Genomic DNA, 14252 nt, shown 5'->3' with positions numbered 1-14252 from the left:
GCACATTTCCGGCGAGCCCGGGAGGCAGGACGTTGTCCACATGACGACGGCGGCCCCTTCCGGAGGTGCCACAGCTGCAGGATCGTGTCGGCATGACACCACAGCAGCCGGTCCGCCTCCCCGCCCTTCCGAGCACCGGCAACCTGTGGCGGACGGGACAATTGCACGAGCACGGGCTCAATTCCCGGGCCATCAAGGCGCTGGTGCTCCACGGGAAGCTTGTCCGCCTCCGCCACGGCTGCTACATCCGCTCCGAGCTGTGGGAGAAGCAGTCAGGGCCTGTCCGCAGCAGGCAGTTGATTTACGCCCATGCCCACGGGACGCTGACCTCCTCAGCAGGCGGCTATGTGTACAGCCACACTTCGGCGGCCCGGCTGCACCGTTTGTATGTCTGGGACGTCGATGACCTGATCCACCTTCTGCTGCCAGGCAGCCCATCAAGCGAACGGCTCGGCAAGGATGTCCGTGGCCACACCCGGCCCTGGACGGAGGCGGATGTGGTGACTCTCGGCAGCCTCCGGGTGACATCGCTTGAGCGGACGGTAGTGGATTGCGCCATGATGCTGGGCCACCGGCAGGCACTGGTGCTGATGGACCACGCCCTCCGGCTCGGTGCGGACAAAGCCGTCATGGAAAGCATGGCTGACGGCCTGCCGGGAAGCCGTGGGATCCGGTGGCTCCGGCTCGCGCTCACCCACGCAGATCCTCGATCGGAGTCGGCCGGTGAGACGCTTACCCGTGAACTCCTCATACGGCTGAACCTTCCCCTGCCGGAGCCCCAAGTCACCGTTGACACGCGCGCGGGCCGGTACCGCCTTGATTTTGCCTGGAAGGAAAAGAAGGTCGCCCTGGAATTCGACGGTAAAACGAAGTACTTCGACTACAAACCGGCCGCCGAAGTGCTGTACCAGGAACGGCAGCGGGAGAATGCCCTCACCGAGGGCGGCTGGACCTTCGTCCGCGTGAAATGGGCCGACCTCTTCCGCGAACAGGAGTTCAAAGCCCAAGTTCTTGGCGCGCTCCGGCGGTAGTCATGCCACGGGGCACCAAAACGCCGGTAATTTCCGTCGATCCGGCACCTTTCCGGCGATCCCACGCGATCAGCAGTCGGAAGGCACGACGCCGGGAGGTAGCTATGCGGCGTTGGTCACCGCTTCCGCGGGGCGGGCCGGGGCGCCGTAACCGGGCTCGCGCCGCTTGACCCAGTTGATGGCCAGCGAGGTCACGGGGATGAAGAGGAACTCCACCAGTATCTTGTAGACGAAACCCACCAGCACGTAGTTCACGAAGCTGCCGAAGTCGGCGATGCCGATGACGGGCGCGGCGATGCTGCAGAAGATCAGCGTGTCCACAAACTCCCCGGCCCCCGAGGATCCCATGAGCCGTGCCCACAGGGATTTCTCCCCCGTGCGGGCCTTCATTTGGACCAGGATCCAGGAGTTGATGGTCTGCCCGGCCAGGAATGCCAGCAGCGAAGCCAGGACGATCTGCGGCACGGGGCCAAGGGCGCCTTCCAGGGCGGACTGCTTGGCTGCGCCGTACTCGTCGTCGAACCCGGGCAACGCAATGACCACCCAGTAGCAAAGGGAAGCGAAAACAGACAACGCGAAGGTGGTGAAAATGGCCTTCCGGGCAACTTTGAAGCCGTAAACCTCACTGATCACGTCCCCGAGGATGTACGCGAGCGGGAAGAGGAAAAAGCCGCCGTCGGTGACGATGGGGCCGAATGCCACTCCCTTGGACGCTCCGATGTTGGACAGGATCAGCACCACTGCCATGACCGCCAGCATGATCCCGAAGTAGGGCGAACCGATGTCCGCGAATCTGGCGGCGGAACGTGCGGCAGTTTGCTGAATGTCTTCGGGCACGGCGCTGCGGCCGGGGGCAGGGGTCATCAGGGAATCCGTTCAGGAGTGGTTGGCCGGCCTGCCGTCATGGGCGGCCGGTTGTATTAGCACTCGTGCCATTCTCGCACCGCGTTGCTCAACAAAGCTCTTCGAGCAGCAGGGCTGACCGGCGCAGAGCATTTTTTGAACATGTTCAAGTAGTGTGGCACACTGCTTTTGAACACGTTCAAGAATGGGGATGCCGTGGCAGCGAAGAGTGAACTGACCAGGCAGTTGGTGGCGGACACCGCGCTACGCATGTTCCGGGACATCGGGTTCGAGAAAACCACCATGCGCGCCATCGCCGCCGAGGCAGGCGTCTCTGTGGGCAACGCCTACTACTACTTCGCATCCAAGGATGACCTGGTTCACGAGCTGTACATCCAGGTACAGGCAGAGCATGCGGCGCGGGCCTCGGAGGCGCTGGACGGGACCGCCGCCCTGGCCGACCGGTTGAAGGCCACGCTTCATGCGGGCCTGGACGTCATGGCCCCGTACCACCGCTTCGGTGCGGACTTCGTGGCCACCGCTATCCGGCCCACGTCACCGGTGAACCCCTTTTCAGCAGGCTCCACGACCGCGAGGGAGGCATCCTTGGACATCTTCAGGAACACGGTGGATGGTGCCAAACCTGCCGTGCCGAAGAAGCTGCGGGCTGACCTGCCGGAACTGCTGTGGCTCTGCTACATGGGCATCACCCTGTTTTGGGTCTACGACACCTCGGAAGGCCAGCAGCGAACCCGGAAACTGGTGGACGGAGCGGCGCCGCTCGTTGCGCGCGGACTATCACTGGCCCGCATTCCGGGAGTCAACAAGGTTCTGGACGATGTCCTGGACCTGAGCCGCAGCATCCGCGATTAGGGAAGAAACATTGGGGGAAAAGATGGGCAGCACAAAGACCGTTGTGGTGGCAGGGGCTTCCGGCTTCATCGGCACGTACCTTCGCCGGCGTTTTCAGGAGGACGGGTGGACGGTGCGGACCATAGGACGCAAGGGAACCGGCAGTTCCGCGGCAGCGTGGGACGACGACGCCGGCATGGTCCGGGTGCTCAGCGGCGCCGGGTTGGTGGTCAACCTCGCTGGACGCTCCGTCTCGTGCCGTTACAACGACCGGAACAAGGCGGAGATTCTGAACTCGCGGGTGGCCACCACCGAGGCACTCGGCCGGGCCATCGCGCAGTGCCAGGAGCCGCCGTCGACCTGGCTGAACGCCAGCACGGGAACCATCTACCGCGACGCCCGGGACCGTCCACAGTCCGAGGACGACGGCGACCTGGGTGCGGGATTCTCCGTGGACGTGGCCAAGGCCTGGGAGGCAGCCCTCGAGGCCGCCGCCACGCCGGACACCCGGAAGATCCCGCTGCGCATCGCCATCGCGTTGGGCCGCGGCGGCGGTGCACTGGCGCCGTTCGCCAACCTCGCGCGGCTGGGGCTGGGCGGCCATATGGGCGACGGCAGGCAGCGCTTCAGCTGGATCCATGTGGAGGACCTGTACCGCAGTGTCCGCTTCCTGCACGCCCACACCGCGGTCACAGGGCCGGTCAACGTGGCCTCACCTGACGTGGTCAGCAACCGGGAGATGATGCGCCTGGTGCGGCGGGCTTACGGCGCGCGCTTTGGGCTCCCCACCCCTGCGTGGCTGCTGCGGGCCGGGGCCGTGCTGATCCGCACCGAAACCGAGTTGGTACTCAAAAGCAGGTGGGTCCAGCCGCAGAAGCTCCTGGACGCAGGCTTTGTCTACAGCCAACCGGAGTTGGGGCGGGCACTGCTGCAGATCGCCAAGGGCCACGGATGAGCCGCCCGGTGCGCGTCACCTTCGGTCCCGGCGCGTTCCTTGCCGGCGCGTTCCTCACAGTCCTGGTCTTCGGGTTCCCCCTGGGTTTCCCCGGCTATCTCTACGGAACGCTCTCCGCGCTGCTTCTAGGCATGCCCCTGGCGCTGGCTACCGGAGTTTGCATGCGGCCGGTCCGCAACCAACTGCTGCACGTCCTGGCCGTCGGCGCGGCAGGGCTGGTTACCGGGATGCTCACGCTCATGTTCATTACCGGGAGCCACTGGCCCGCCATGTGGGGCACAGTCCTGTGGACGGGGTTCTGCGCAGCCCTGGGGCGCGCTGCCGTGTCCGGCCTCGTCACCATCCATGACGCAGCCGGGCACCAACCCGGGGTACCCGCACCTGCACCGCTGGAACCCTGACCATACGGGGTCCCGGCGCACTGTACGCCACCACATGGAACGCGTCCGACGCCGGGTGGCAGGATGGGTGCATGACTTCCGTATTCCCTGACGCAACGCTGTCCGCGGACGCCCCCGCCGTCGTCCTCACCATCGCAGGCTCCGAGGCCACCGGCGGTGCCGGCGCGCAGGCCGACCTCAAGACCTTCCAGGAGCTCGGTGTCTTCGGCATCGCCAACCTGACCTGCATCGTCTCCTTCGATCCCAAGGACAGCTGGAACCACCGCTTCGTCCCGGTGGACCAGCAGGTGATCGCGGACCAGCTGGAAGCAACGACGGCGGCGTACGGGCCGGCGTCGGGCGCCCCTTCCGCCCTGGACACGGTGAAGATCGGCATGCTGGGCAGCCCGGCCACCATCGGCACGGTGGCCGGCGCCCTGCAGGAGAACAGCTTCGCCAATGTGGTGCTGGACCCGGTGCTGATCTGCAAGGGCCAGGAGCCGGGGCACGCCCTGGACACAGACCAGGCCCTGAAGGCGCAGATCCTGCCGCTGGCCACGTTCGTCACGCCCAACCACTTCGAGGCCGAATCGCTCTCCGGTTTGGAAATCACCGATGTCGAGTCCCTCAAAGCCGCGGCCGTCCGCATCCATGAGCTGAGCGGCGCCGCCGTCCTGGCCAAAGGCGGGGTTCGGCTGAAAGGCTCTGACGCCGTCGACGTCTTCTACGACGGCGACACCCTCGAGGTCCTGAGCGCTCCCAAGGTGGGCGAGGTGGCTGTCTCCGGTGCCGGCTGCTCGCTGGCTGCGGCCGTGACGGCGGAGCTTGCCAAGGGTGCCAGTCCGCTGGAGGCGGCACGGACGGCCAAGGAATTCGTCACCGCCGGCATCCGGAACCGGGTTGCCTCCGGCGCCCCCTTCGATGCCCTGTGGCAGGGCGGCCCGCGCTAGCCCTGGCCCCGACGCTCCCTCGCAGCTGAGGGAACGTCAGGACAGGCCTGCAGAATCCCCAGGGAAGGTCTCATGAGGAGCTGGGGTCGGACACCCTGCCCATAAACAGCGGCAGCCCGGTTTCGACGTGGACGATCTCGTAGAGGAACGGCCGGTCGAAACAGATCGTGCGCGAGGAGGCGGTGCCACTCACCGATCGCGCGTTGATCTGGGTCGCGGCGGCCGCAATGGTGCCCTTCTCCGCTACGGTGATGTTGGCGGCCTGCGCGGCCTGTGTGATCTTCAGGCCAGGCTGGATGGAGTCGAAGCCCGTCGCGGTCTCAAGCGTCTCCCGCAGGCCGAGGCGAGCGAAGACGTCCCGCAGCTCGAAGGTGCTCTTGTGGTCCCAGTGCGGTAGGTAAATCTGCGTAGGCTCCGGGGCAGCCGCGGCCAGTGCCGGGGCGGCGTCGGCCAGGTATGGCACCCCGGCGCCGGGGGTCCCTGCATCGGGGAGAACCAGCCGCATCACGAACCCCTCGGCGTAGGGAAGGTCGACGGCCTGCCAACCCTCGCCCCGGGCAAAGGAGACGTCCTGGACGCCGGACATGGTGGGAACGGATACCTTCTCCCCCGTGGCAGTCGTGAAGGGACGGTCTGCGGTGTCCGCCGGGTCGAAGGGAACCTTCCAGGCAGAGGCGAAATACACGGTGTTGACCATGCTGAAGGTGTTCTCGCGGCGGTATTCCGCGGGTGCCCTTTTGGTCCGTCCGCCGGTGTTCTTGTCCACCCAGGCGTCGATCGCCGGTTTGGTGGTGCCCTGATCCTGGAAATCCACCGGGTACACGCCGGCACCGTAATATCGGGCCAGGGACCGCAAGTAACCCTCCCCCGTGGGCACGCCCTTGTCCACGAACAGGCCGTTGGCGGTGTGCAGGACCGGCCGGCGTGGAGGGTTCTTTTCGTCCACGGAGCCGGGGTCGCCGTCGAAAGCCTCCAGGGAAGCGAGCAGCGCGGCCAGCGCCTCGTCGCGGTGCTGTGCGGGGAGGTCCAGGACGTTGTCCATCTCGGCGGCCGTCGCACCGGACGCACCCGTGCGCAGCATGGCCAGGGCAAGCAGCAGGCTGCCCTGGGACGCAACGACGTTGCCGTTTCCACCCTCCCCGCCGTTGGCGAGGAGCGTTGCGCCCAGTTTCCGGGCTGATGCCTGGAGCTGCGCCAGCTCGGCCTGGTAGGCGGACCGGTCCACCGACACGCGTTCGACGCCGTCGGCCTTCAGCACTGCCGGCGGCGAGGCCGCACAGGCTGTCAGAACCAGCGCCAGGCCCGCTGCGCCCGCAAGAATACGTGCCGGAATCTTTCGTTTCATCGCGTCCCCCAACGCCCGTACAAACCGCGAATAATGGCGGAGAACCGCCTACCGCCAGTCAAGCACCGGCAACAGGATAGCGGGACCGCGCCCGGGTCACGATTTGGTGCCGTTTCGTGTGGGAACCGGCGCACCGCTTTACCGACGCGGGATGTTGCGGAGGTTGCTGCGGGCCATGCTCACGGCCTCGCCTGCGCCGCGGTTGAGCACCACCTTTGACATGGCGGTGGCGAAGCCGAGGACCTGCGATCCGGAGATCTTGGGCGGGATGGACAGTGCGTTGGGGTCGGTGATGAGCTCTACCAGCGACGGGCCGGGGTGGGCGAATGCCTCCCGGTAGGCCGCCTCGATCTGGCCTGGGTCAACCACCCGCACGGCGTGGAAACCCAGCGCCTGTGCCACGGCTGCGTAGTTCGCGTCCGGCACGTCCACGCCGAAGTCGGGCAGGCCGTCCACCAGCATCTCCAGCTTCACCATGCCCAGGGTGGAGTTGTTGAACACCACAACATTGACCGGCAGCTTGTACGCGGCGGCGGTGATGAGCTCGCCCAGCAGCATGGACAGGCCGCCGTCGCCGGAGACCGAGATGACCTGGCGGCCCGGATACGCCAGCTGGGCGCCGATGGCGTGCGGGAGGGCGTTGGCCATGGAGCCGTGCAGGAAAGACCCGATCAGCCGGCGCGTGCCCAGCGGGTTGATGTAACGCGCGGTCCAGACGTTGCACATGCCGGTGTCCGCGGTAAAGATGGCATCCTCGGCCGCCACCTGGTCCAGCAGCGACGCCGCGTATTCCGGGTGGATGGGCTGCTTCTTCTCAACCTTCCGCGTGTAGGCGCCCACAGCCTTGTTCATCAGCCGGTCGTGCTTCTTCAGCATCTGGTCCAGGAACCGGCGGCTCTTCTTGGCCTTCACCAGCGGGATCAGCGCCCGCAGCGTGGGCAGTATGTCACCGTGGACAGCTATGTCGACGTCGGTCCGCCGGCCCAGCCGCTGCGCTGCCCGGTCCACCTGCGCGGTGCGGGTGTCCGGCAGGAACTGGTCGTACGGGAAGTCCGTTCCCAGGAGGATGAGCAGGTCGGCGTCCTCGATGCCTTCCGCCGCGGCCCCGTAGCCGAGGAGGCCGGTCATGCCGATGTCGAACGGGTTGTCGTACTGGACAAAGTCCTTGCCGCGCAGCGAGTGTCCCACCGGTGCCTTGGCCAGCTCTGCGAGCGCCATAAGCTCACTGTGCGCCCCCTCGACGCCGGCACCGGCAAAGATGGCCACCTTGCCGGCGTCGTTAATCGCATCGGCGAGCTCCTGCACGCTGGCGGGATCCGGCACCAGTGCGGCTGGCCGGAAGGTGGCCGGTGCAGGGGTGGAACCTACAGCCTCCAGGCCGGCAATGTCCCCGGGAAGGGTCACGACCGCGACTCCCCCAAGCCCCAGCGCATGCTGGATGGCGCTGTGCATCACGCGCGGCGCCTGCTCGGCGGTGCTGACCAGTTCGGAGTACACCGAGCACTCGTTGAAGAGCCGGTCCGGGTGGGTTTCCTGGAAAAAGTCCGTGCCGATCTGCTTGCTGGGGATGTGCGAGGCGATGGCCAGCACGGGCGCCCCGGAGCGGTTGGCGTCGTAGAGGCCGTTGATCAGGTGCAGGTTGCCGGGCCCGCAGGATCCTGCGCAAACGGCGAGCCGTCCGGTGAGCTGCGCTTCGGCCGCTGCGGCGAAAGCGGCTGCTTCCTCATGCCGGACGTGGATCCAGTCGATGCCGCCCTTCGCAGAGCCTCCCGTCTGGCGGACGGCGTCCACGATCGGGTTGAGGCTGTCACCCACGATTCCATAGATCCGCTGCACGCCGGCAGCCTGGAGTTGTTCGATGAGCTGGGTGGCAAGTTCCTTGGCCATGGATGCAGACTCCCGCGTTTGTGGTGGTGTTCTGACATGGCCCAATATAGTCCGCCCGCCTCAGCGCCCTGCCTCCCCTAGTTCAGGGCGGCCTCCGGTGCGGGCTTCGCCTCAGCCGCGAGGGCTTCAGCGAGCAGCGTTGCGGTCCGCACAATGAACGCACGACGCCGGGTGGTGCGGTCTGCGCTGCTGCCGGCCAGAAGGGTGTCGATCTGGGGCAGCACGGGCCAGCCGTCGCAGAGGGTGATGACGGTAATCAACAGGTCCGCCGCGTCTGTCCGGTCGATCCCCGGCAGGACGTCCAGGACCTGGCCCACCTTGATGGCGCAATGGTCGGAGCGGGTGGCCCGGCTTACGGTATCCCCGCCCCGCTCCAGGCCCTCCCAGAACAGGAGCCTGGGCAGAACGCCGTCGGTGGTATGCCGATCGAAAAGACGGCCGGCGTATTCGCCGAACGCCGCCGGCCCGCTGCCCGTAATGGGCACCTCGGTCATCACCCGGACCATTTCGGCGGCCAGGACGGCATCGAACAGCTCGTCCTTCTTGCCGAAGTACTGGTAGATGCGTTCCTTGTTCACGCCTGCTGCAGCTGCGATACGGTCCACCCGGGCGCCGGCCAGGCCCTTGGCACTGAACTCCTCGGTGGCAGCTGCCAGCAGCAGCTCCTTGGTCCGCTCCGTGTTCCATGCCATGACATAAGTCTACGCAATTCCAACCAAATAGTTGCAATTGTAAACAACCGCCTTTATTGTCAATGCAAGCAAAAGCAACCAACTAGTTGGAGTTTCTATGGACACGGTTACAAAACCCGCAGCCGCCGCGAGCGCCCGACCGGCCGCGCCAACCCCGTCGGAGCCCGTGGCTGTGGCTGCGCCGATATCGATCCATGTCCGGGCCGTCATCACCTGGCTGGCGATTTTCCCGCTTGTTGCCATCGGAATGATCGCTTCCGCCCCCTTGATGGAAAATTGGCACCCAATTTTCCGTGCCATGGGGCTGACCATGGCGGTGGTCCCCACTGCGGTCTATCTGGTGCTTCCGCGGTTGTTCGCTGTTCACGGTTTCCTGGCAGCCAGGCGGAGCACCCGCCGCTAGGGCCCCTAACGCACGCAAAAGGAGGCGTACGACGGCGGCCCGGCAGCCGCCGTCGTACGCCTCCTTGGGAGACACGTCCCTTTGGACGCCCGAACGTTAGACGCCGAGCGCGTCCTTGTCCTTGCCGCCGCCCTGCGGCGCCTGCTCCCAGGCGTGGCCCTGCTCATCGTCGAGGTGGGTGGCCTTCTTGTTCTTCAGGGCGAAGATGTAGACCACCAGCGAGATGGCGATCGCCACGGTGACGTAGGTGAAGAAAAGGTCCTCCCGCTCCGCCTTCTGGAAAGCCGCACCGATCAGCGGCACGGTGCCGCCGAAGAGTGAGTTGGCGATGGCGTAGCCCAGGCCCACGCCGAGGGCGCGGATGGAGGCGGGGAAGAGTTCAGCCTTCACCAGGGCGTTGATGGAGGTGTAGCCGCCCACGATCACCAGGCCACCCATCATGAGCAGGAACGCTGTGAACGGATCCTTGGTGCCGGCCAGGGTGGACAGCAGCGGCCAGGTGAACAATACGCCGGTGATGCCGAACCACATCAGCAAGGGCTTGCGGCCCACCTTGTCGGAAATGATGCCGTAGACGGGCTGGAGCAGCATGAAGATGAACAGGGCCCAGAAGTTGATCACGGAGGTGTCCGTCTTGGCGATGCCGGACGTATCGTTCATGAACTTCAGGATGAAGTTGGTGTAGGTGTAGAAGGCCACGGTGCCGCCCAGGGTGATGCCGATGCAGACCAGCAGCGGCTTCCAGTAACCGGTGAAGAGCAGCTTGAGTGTGCCGGGCTGTGCCTGGCCGGACTTCGCAGGCGTCTTGGCGGCGTTGATCTGTTCAGCGGAAACGGTCTCTTCCATGGAGCGCCGCAGCCACAGCACCACCAATGCGGCCACGCCGCCGATTGCGAACGGAATGCGCCAGCCCCACTCGCCCAGGTCACCCTTGGGCATGACGTTCTGAAGGATCACCAGGACCAGCAGGGCCAGCATCTGGCCGCCCACCAGGGTGACGTACTGGAAGCTGGAGAAGAAGCCGCGGCGCTTGGTGGTGGCGGCCTCGGACATGTAGGTGGCGCTGGTGCCGTATTCGCCGCCGACGGAGAAGCCCTGGATCACGCGGATGAGGACCAGCAGGATCATGGCCCACAAGCCGATGACGTCCTGGGTGGGCAGCACGGCGATGGCGAAGGAGCCTGCGGACATCAGGGTGACACTGAGTGTCAGCGCAGCCTTCCGGCCGTGGCGGTCGGCGTACCGGCCGAAGAACCAGGCACCGATGGGCCGCATGAGGAAGGACGTCGAGAAGACGGCCATCGCTTCGAGGCCCGCCTGGAGCTCATCCTTGGAGTTGAAGAAGTGGGCCTGGAAGTAGGCGGCGAAGACGGTGTAGACGTAGAGGTCGTACCATTCCACAAGGTTGCCCGCGGAACCCTTCAGGATGTTGCCCACGGCACGCCGGGTCTGGGCGGCCTCCGATAAGGGCGCGGTTTTTTGGGTGCTCATCGGTGAGTTCCTCCTTGTGGTGACGTGCGTCCTCCAACGCCGGAGGGCCTCATCAACGGTATGGGTGATCCACCGCACAACCAACGTGGCGGAGCATTTCCTAACACTTCCTTAGGTTTTGGCTGACTGCCCTCCCCGCCTTGCCCGCTTTGCCGGGCCGCCGCCGTCGGGCATAACCGTTCCTTAGGCGGTAGTCTCCAAAGGCGGGGGATGATCCGGAACCGCGGCAAGAGCAAGGAATGGCAATGGACGTGCTGATCGTCGAGGACGACGACGCCATGGCCGGCGCCCTCACCGCCGCCGTCGAAAGCGCAGGGCACCACCCGCAGCGGCTCGCCCGCGGCGCCGACGCGCTGCTGTCCCACCGGAACTTCCAGGTGATCCTCCTGGACCTTGGCCTGCCGGACATGGACGGGCTGGAGGTGCTGCGCAAACTCCGGCAGGTTACCGACGTTCCCATCCTCATCCTGACCGCCCGCGACGACGAGCGCAGCGTGGTGCTGGGGCTCCGGTCCGGCGCGGACGACTACCTGGTCAAGCCGGTCAAGCTGGTGGAACTGCTGGCCCGGATCGAGGCGGTGACCCGGCGGGCCGGGCGCGCGGGCAGGACCCCGCAGGAGGACGTCGTCGTGCTGGACGACCTCGCCATCGACCTGAACCGGCGCACGGCGTTCAAGGCCGGCCTTCCCATCCCCCTGACGGCCACTGAGTTCGAACTCCTGGCCCTGCTGGCACGCCACGCGGGGTCTGTCGTCACCCGCGAGCAGATTCTCGACGCCCTGTGGGGCGACGCCTTCCTGGCCTCATCCCGGTCGCTGGACGTCCACCTCACCGGCCTGCGGGCGAAACTGCAGAAGCCCGGTTTCATTATCAACGTCCGCGGCGTGGGCTACCGGGTGGAGGCGGCCGGCGCATGAGGCTGCGGGTCCTGGGCGTGCTCAGCGTCCTCTGCCTGGTGGTGGTTTTCCTGATTTCGGGCACCATCCTCACGTCGGCATCCCGCGAACTGACCCAGGAACTGCAGATCAACCGGGCGGCGTCGCTGAACCGCGTGGCGCAGGTGGCCTTCGATGCGGCTAATGACGGCGACACCGTGCGCCTGCAGCGGGAGATGGACACCTACTCCGGGCTGTATGGCGAGGGAATAGTGGTGCGGGTGCAGGCGTCCACCCTGGCCTCCGGCGGCCTGTCCGCCGAACGCGCGGATGTGCAGACTGCCTTGTCCCTGGCCCGGCTGAATGTGAGCGGCACATCGCTGAAGCCGCTGGAGCCGTTCAGTTCCGGCTCCCAGGTCATCTTCCGCCCCTTCGGCAGCGCCAGCCAGGTCCTTGGTGCAGTGGTCCTGGACGTCCACGCGGACACGGCGCGGCAGAAGCTGCGCGAACGCTGGCTGGGGGTAGGCGTGGCCGCGCTCGCGCTGGCCACCATACTCCTGGTGGGGGCGGCACGGGTTACAGGCTGGGTCCTGAGGCCCGTCCTCCGCCTGGATTCGGCGGTGCACGAGCTGGAGCGGACCGGGCGGATGGAACGGCTCCCGGAGGACGGCCCACCGGAGCTGCGGGAGCTGAGCCGGTCCTTTACGGCGATGGCCAGGACCGTGAGCGCCAGCATGGCGGCGCAGCGGCAGCTGATCGCCGATACCTCGCACCAGCTGCGAAACCCGGTGGGTGCCCTCCGGCTGCGGCTTGACCTGCTGCAACTCGAGCTGAAGACGGCCCGCGAACACGATGCGGCCGAGCGTGCCGTGGCGGAGCTGGACCGGGTGGAGGAGATCCTGGACGGGGTGCTGAAGCTTGCCGCGGCGGAGCACCGGGCGTCCGAAGGCTACCTGCGGGCTGCCGGCAGTTCCGGGGAGCATTTGCCTGCCCGGCCGGTGGATCCTTATCCGGTGCTTCAGGGTGAGATCGAGCGTGCAGCTCCGCTGGCGGAACAGGCGGGCTGCCGGCTGGTCCTCGCCGGGCCGCCGCGGCCGCCGGCGCTGGTTGTCTGCCACCCGGCAGAGCTTGCCCAGATGGCGGGCGAACTCCTCAACAACGCCATCAAGTACGCCCCCGGTGCCACGGTGGCGGCGGGGGTCCGGCCGGAGCAGGACGTGGTGGTTGTGGAAATTTCCGACGACGGTCCTGGGCTTCCGGCCGCAGAACGCGCCTCCGCTGCCACCCGGTTCTGGCGGTCCCCGCGGCACTCTTCGATTCCTGGGACCGGGCTGGGCATGACGATCGTGGGTGAGCTTGCCGCGGCCAACGGCGGCCGGCTGGTGCTGGCCGAGGCCTCTCCGCATGGCTTGTCAGCACGGATCGAGTTTCCTGTGCCCCGCGCCGGCGGTGTGGAGCCGGCGTCCAACGGGGGTGATGCCCGTGCGTGATCCTGGTGCCCTGGATGGCTCTGGTGCCTGGGGCCATGCCGGCTCCCCCGGCAAGGCTGGCCCCCTGCCGCGGCGACGGTTCGTGCTGAAGTCAGCCTTCGCCGTCGGACTCGCAGCGATCCTGCCGCCTGCCCTCAGCGCCTGTACCGGCAGCGACCGGCCAGAGAATCTCGTGGTGGCCGGCGGCGAACCGGGCGGGTTCTACCTGGAGTTCTCAACGCTGCTGGCCGCGGCCCTGGAACGGCACGGCGTTGCCGCCCACGCGCGGGCGGTGGCCACCGGCGGAAGCCTGGACAACATCGCGGAACTGCGGGCCGGGCGGGCCGCCTTTGCCGTAGCCCTGGCCGACGCCGCCAGCCAACCCGGCGGGGAGACGGCGGAGATCGCCGCGATCGGGAAGGTGTACGAAAACTACGTCCACTGCGTGGTGCGCAAGGACAGCGGCATCCGGGATATTTCCGGGCTGGCCGGGCGCAGGGTCGCGGTGGGCCAGCCGGGATCGGGCACCTCGCTCACCACTCCCAGGCTCCTGGAAGCGGCCGGGCTGGGCACCTCAACGGACGGAGCCGCGCCCGCTGCCGGAACTGCCGCCGTCGAAAATCTTGGCCTGAATGACGGGATCGCCGCCCTCAAGACGGGAAGCGTGGATGCCCTTTTCTGGTCCGGCGGGGTTCCCACCGCTGCCATCGCCGCGGCCCAGCAGGAGGTTGCTCTGAGACTGCTGGACCTGTCCGGCCTGCTGCCGGAACTGCGCCGGCGATATGGCGGCATGTACGACCGAGTCCTCATTCCGGAAGGCAGCTACCCCGGAATCCCGGCGGTATGGACGGTGGGCGCACCCAACCTGCTCCTGTGCCGCAGCGACCTGGACAACGCCACCGTGGAGCGGACCGTCCAGTTGCTGGTGCACAACGCCGGCGAGCTGATTCCGCAGTCCACCCTGGGCGTGCAGTTCCTCAGCGCGGAAAGCCTCATCAACACCGCCGGCGTCCCCCTGCACCCCGCCGCCGCGGACGCCTACCGGGCCCTCCACGGCTAGACGCAGGCACCTCTCTAGA

Annotated in this window: 14 protein-coding genes; 8 read left to right on the top strand and 6 right to left on the bottom strand. The window is 66.9% G+C overall.

Going from position 1 to position 14252, the window contains the following annotated elements; genetic code table 11:
- Positions 1-92 precede the first annotated feature (92 nt).
- Positions 93-1031: a type IV toxin-antitoxin system AbiEi family antitoxin domain-containing protein gene (locus ACIGJD_RS02920; protein WP_483688222.1), complete on the top strand. Its 939-nt coding sequence runs from the start codon at positions 93-95 to the stop codon at positions 1029-1031.
- Positions 1032-1133: 102 nt separating this feature from the next.
- Here the strand turns inward: ACIGJD_RS02920 and ACIGJD_RS02915 are convergent, their stop codons facing one another.
- On the bottom strand, positions 1134-1895 hold the full coding sequence (locus tag ACIGJD_RS02915) for a queuosine precursor transporter (protein ID WP_483688221.1): 762 nt from the start codon (positions 1893-1895) through the stop codon (positions 1134-1136).
- A gap of 195 nt (positions 1896-2090) precedes the next feature.
- Between ACIGJD_RS02915 and ACIGJD_RS02910 the strand changes: the two genes are divergently transcribed.
- From ACIGJD_RS02910 to ACIGJD_RS02895, 4 genes are all read left to right on the top strand, one after another.
- Positions 2091-2747: a TetR/AcrR family transcriptional regulator gene (locus ACIGJD_RS02910; RefSeq protein ID WP_483688220.1), complete on the top strand. Its 657-nt coding sequence runs from the start codon at positions 2091-2093 to the stop codon at positions 2745-2747.
- Between the two features lie 22 nt (positions 2748-2769).
- A complete protein-coding gene (locus ACIGJD_RS02905) occupies positions 2770-3681 on the top strand; it encodes a TIGR01777 family oxidoreductase (RefSeq protein WP_483688219.1) in 912 nt (303 codons plus the stop codon).
- Positions 3678-4082, top strand: coding sequence for a hypothetical protein (locus ACIGJD_RS02900; RefSeq protein WP_483688218.1), 405 nt, complete (start codon positions 3678-3680; stop codon positions 4080-4082). Before ACIGJD_RS02905 ends, ACIGJD_RS02900 begins: the two co-directional genes overlap by 4 nt.
- A gap of 71 nt (positions 4083-4153) precedes the next feature.
- On the top strand, positions 4154-5011 hold the full coding sequence (locus tag ACIGJD_RS02895; RefSeq protein WP_483688217.1) for a hydroxymethylpyrimidine/phosphomethylpyrimidine kinase: 858 nt from the start codon (positions 4154-4156) through the stop codon (positions 5009-5011).
- 70 nt (positions 5012-5081) lie between these two features.
- Here the strand turns inward: ACIGJD_RS02895 and ACIGJD_RS02890 are convergent, their stop codons facing one another.
- The 5 genes from ACIGJD_RS02890 to ACIGJD_RS02870 all read right to left on the bottom strand — a co-directional run bounded on the left by ACIGJD_RS02890 (position 5082) and on the right by ACIGJD_RS02870 (position 10829).
- Complete coding sequence (locus ACIGJD_RS02890; RefSeq protein ID WP_483688216.1) at positions 5082-6356, bottom strand: serpin family protein; 1275 nt, start codon at positions 6354-6356, stop codon at positions 5082-5084.
- A 138-nt stretch (positions 6357-6494) separates the two neighbouring features.
- Positions 6495-8243, bottom strand: a complete 1749-nt coding sequence (locus ACIGJD_RS02885) for a pyruvate dehydrogenase (protein WP_483688215.1) — start codon at positions 8241-8243, stop codon at positions 6495-6497.
- A gap of 77 nt (positions 8244-8320) precedes the next feature.
- Positions 8321-8935 (bottom strand): TetR/AcrR family transcriptional regulator, encoded by a 615-nt coding sequence (locus ACIGJD_RS02880; protein WP_483688214.1) that lies wholly within the window; start codon positions 8933-8935, stop codon positions 8321-8323.
- A gap of 9 nt (positions 8936-8944) precedes the next feature.
- Positions 8945-9235, bottom strand: a complete 291-nt coding sequence (locus ACIGJD_RS02875) for a hypothetical protein (RefSeq protein WP_483688213.1) — start codon at positions 9233-9235, stop codon at positions 8945-8947.
- 199 nt (positions 9236-9434) lie between these two features.
- Positions 9435-10829 carry an MFS transporter gene (locus tag ACIGJD_RS02870; protein ID WP_483688212.1) on the bottom strand — a complete coding sequence of 465 codons (1395 nt, stop codon included), beginning with the start codon at positions 10827-10829 and terminating at the stop codon, positions 9435-9437.
- Positions 10830-11074: 245 nt separating this feature from the next.
- Between ACIGJD_RS02870 and ACIGJD_RS02865 the strand changes: the two genes are divergently transcribed.
- Genes ACIGJD_RS02865 through ACIGJD_RS02855 form a run of 3 tightly spaced genes read left to right on the top strand, consistent with a single transcriptional unit; the run spans position 11075 to position 14233 of the window.
- Positions 11075-11746 carry a response regulator transcription factor gene (locus tag ACIGJD_RS02865; protein WP_483688211.1) on the top strand — a complete coding sequence of 224 codons (672 nt, stop codon included), beginning with the start codon at positions 11075-11077 and terminating at the stop codon, positions 11744-11746.
- Positions 11743-13194 carry a sensor histidine kinase gene (locus tag ACIGJD_RS02860; protein ID WP_483688210.1) on the top strand — a complete coding sequence of 484 codons (1452 nt, stop codon included), beginning with the start codon at positions 11743-11745 and terminating at the stop codon, positions 13192-13194. The genes ACIGJD_RS02865 and ACIGJD_RS02860 overlap by 4 nt, the downstream gene beginning before the upstream one ends.
- Entirely contained in the window at positions 13178-14233 is a 1056-nt protein-coding gene (locus ACIGJD_RS02855) for a TAXI family TRAP transporter solute-binding subunit (protein ID WP_483688209.1), read from the top strand. The genes ACIGJD_RS02860 and ACIGJD_RS02855 overlap by 17 nt, the downstream gene beginning before the upstream one ends.
- The last annotated feature ends 19 nt before the right edge of the window (positions 14234-14252 follow it).

Source organism: Arthrobacter sp. E1SS-5 (assembly GCF_057073715.1).
Note: the sequence above shows the minus strand (reverse complement) of the source record. Positions and strands in the feature narration are given on the sequence as shown.

Coding starts and splice junctions, on each gene's coding strand:
- ACIGJD_RS02870 (WP_483688212.1), bottom strand. CDS start 10,829: ATGAGCACCCAAAAAACCGCGCCCTTATCGGAGGCCGCCCAGACCCGG.
- ACIGJD_RS02885 (WP_483688215.1), bottom strand. CDS start 8,243: ATGGCCAAGGAACTTGCCACCCAGCTCATCGAACAACTCCAGGCTGCC.
- ACIGJD_RS02890 (WP_483688216.1), bottom strand. CDS start 6,356: ATGAAACGAAAGATTCCGGCACGTATTCTTGCGGGCGCAGCGGGCCTG.
- ACIGJD_RS02875 (WP_483688213.1), bottom strand. CDS start 9,235: ATGGCACGGAAAATTGGGTGCCAATTTTCCATCAAGGGGGCGGAAGCG.
- ACIGJD_RS02895 (WP_483688217.1), top strand. CDS start 4,154: ATGACTTCCGTATTCCCTGACGCAACGCTGTCCGCGGACGCCCCCGCC.
- ACIGJD_RS02880 (WP_483688214.1), bottom strand. CDS start 8,935: ATGGCATGGAACACGGAGCGGACCAAGGAGCTGCTGCTGGCAGCTGCC.
- ACIGJD_RS02860 (WP_483688210.1), top strand. CDS start 11,743: ATGAGGCTGCGGGTCCTGGGCGTGCTCAGCGTCCTCTGCCTGGTGGTG.
- ACIGJD_RS02920 (WP_483688222.1), top strand. CDS start 93: ATGACACCACAGCAGCCGGTCCGCCTCCCCGCCCTTCCGAGCACCGGC.
- ACIGJD_RS02905 (WP_483688219.1), top strand. CDS start 2,770: ATGGGCAGCACAAAGACCGTTGTGGTGGCAGGGGCTTCCGGCTTCATC.
- ACIGJD_RS02900 (WP_483688218.1), top strand. CDS start 3,678: ATGAGCCGCCCGGTGCGCGTCACCTTCGGTCCCGGCGCGTTCCTTGCC.
- ACIGJD_RS02865 (WP_483688211.1), top strand. CDS start 11,075: ATGGACGTGCTGATCGTCGAGGACGACGACGCCATGGCCGGCGCCCTC.
- ACIGJD_RS02915 (WP_483688221.1), bottom strand. CDS start 1,895: ATGACCCCTGCCCCCGGCCGCAGCGCCGTGCCCGAAGACATTCAGCAA.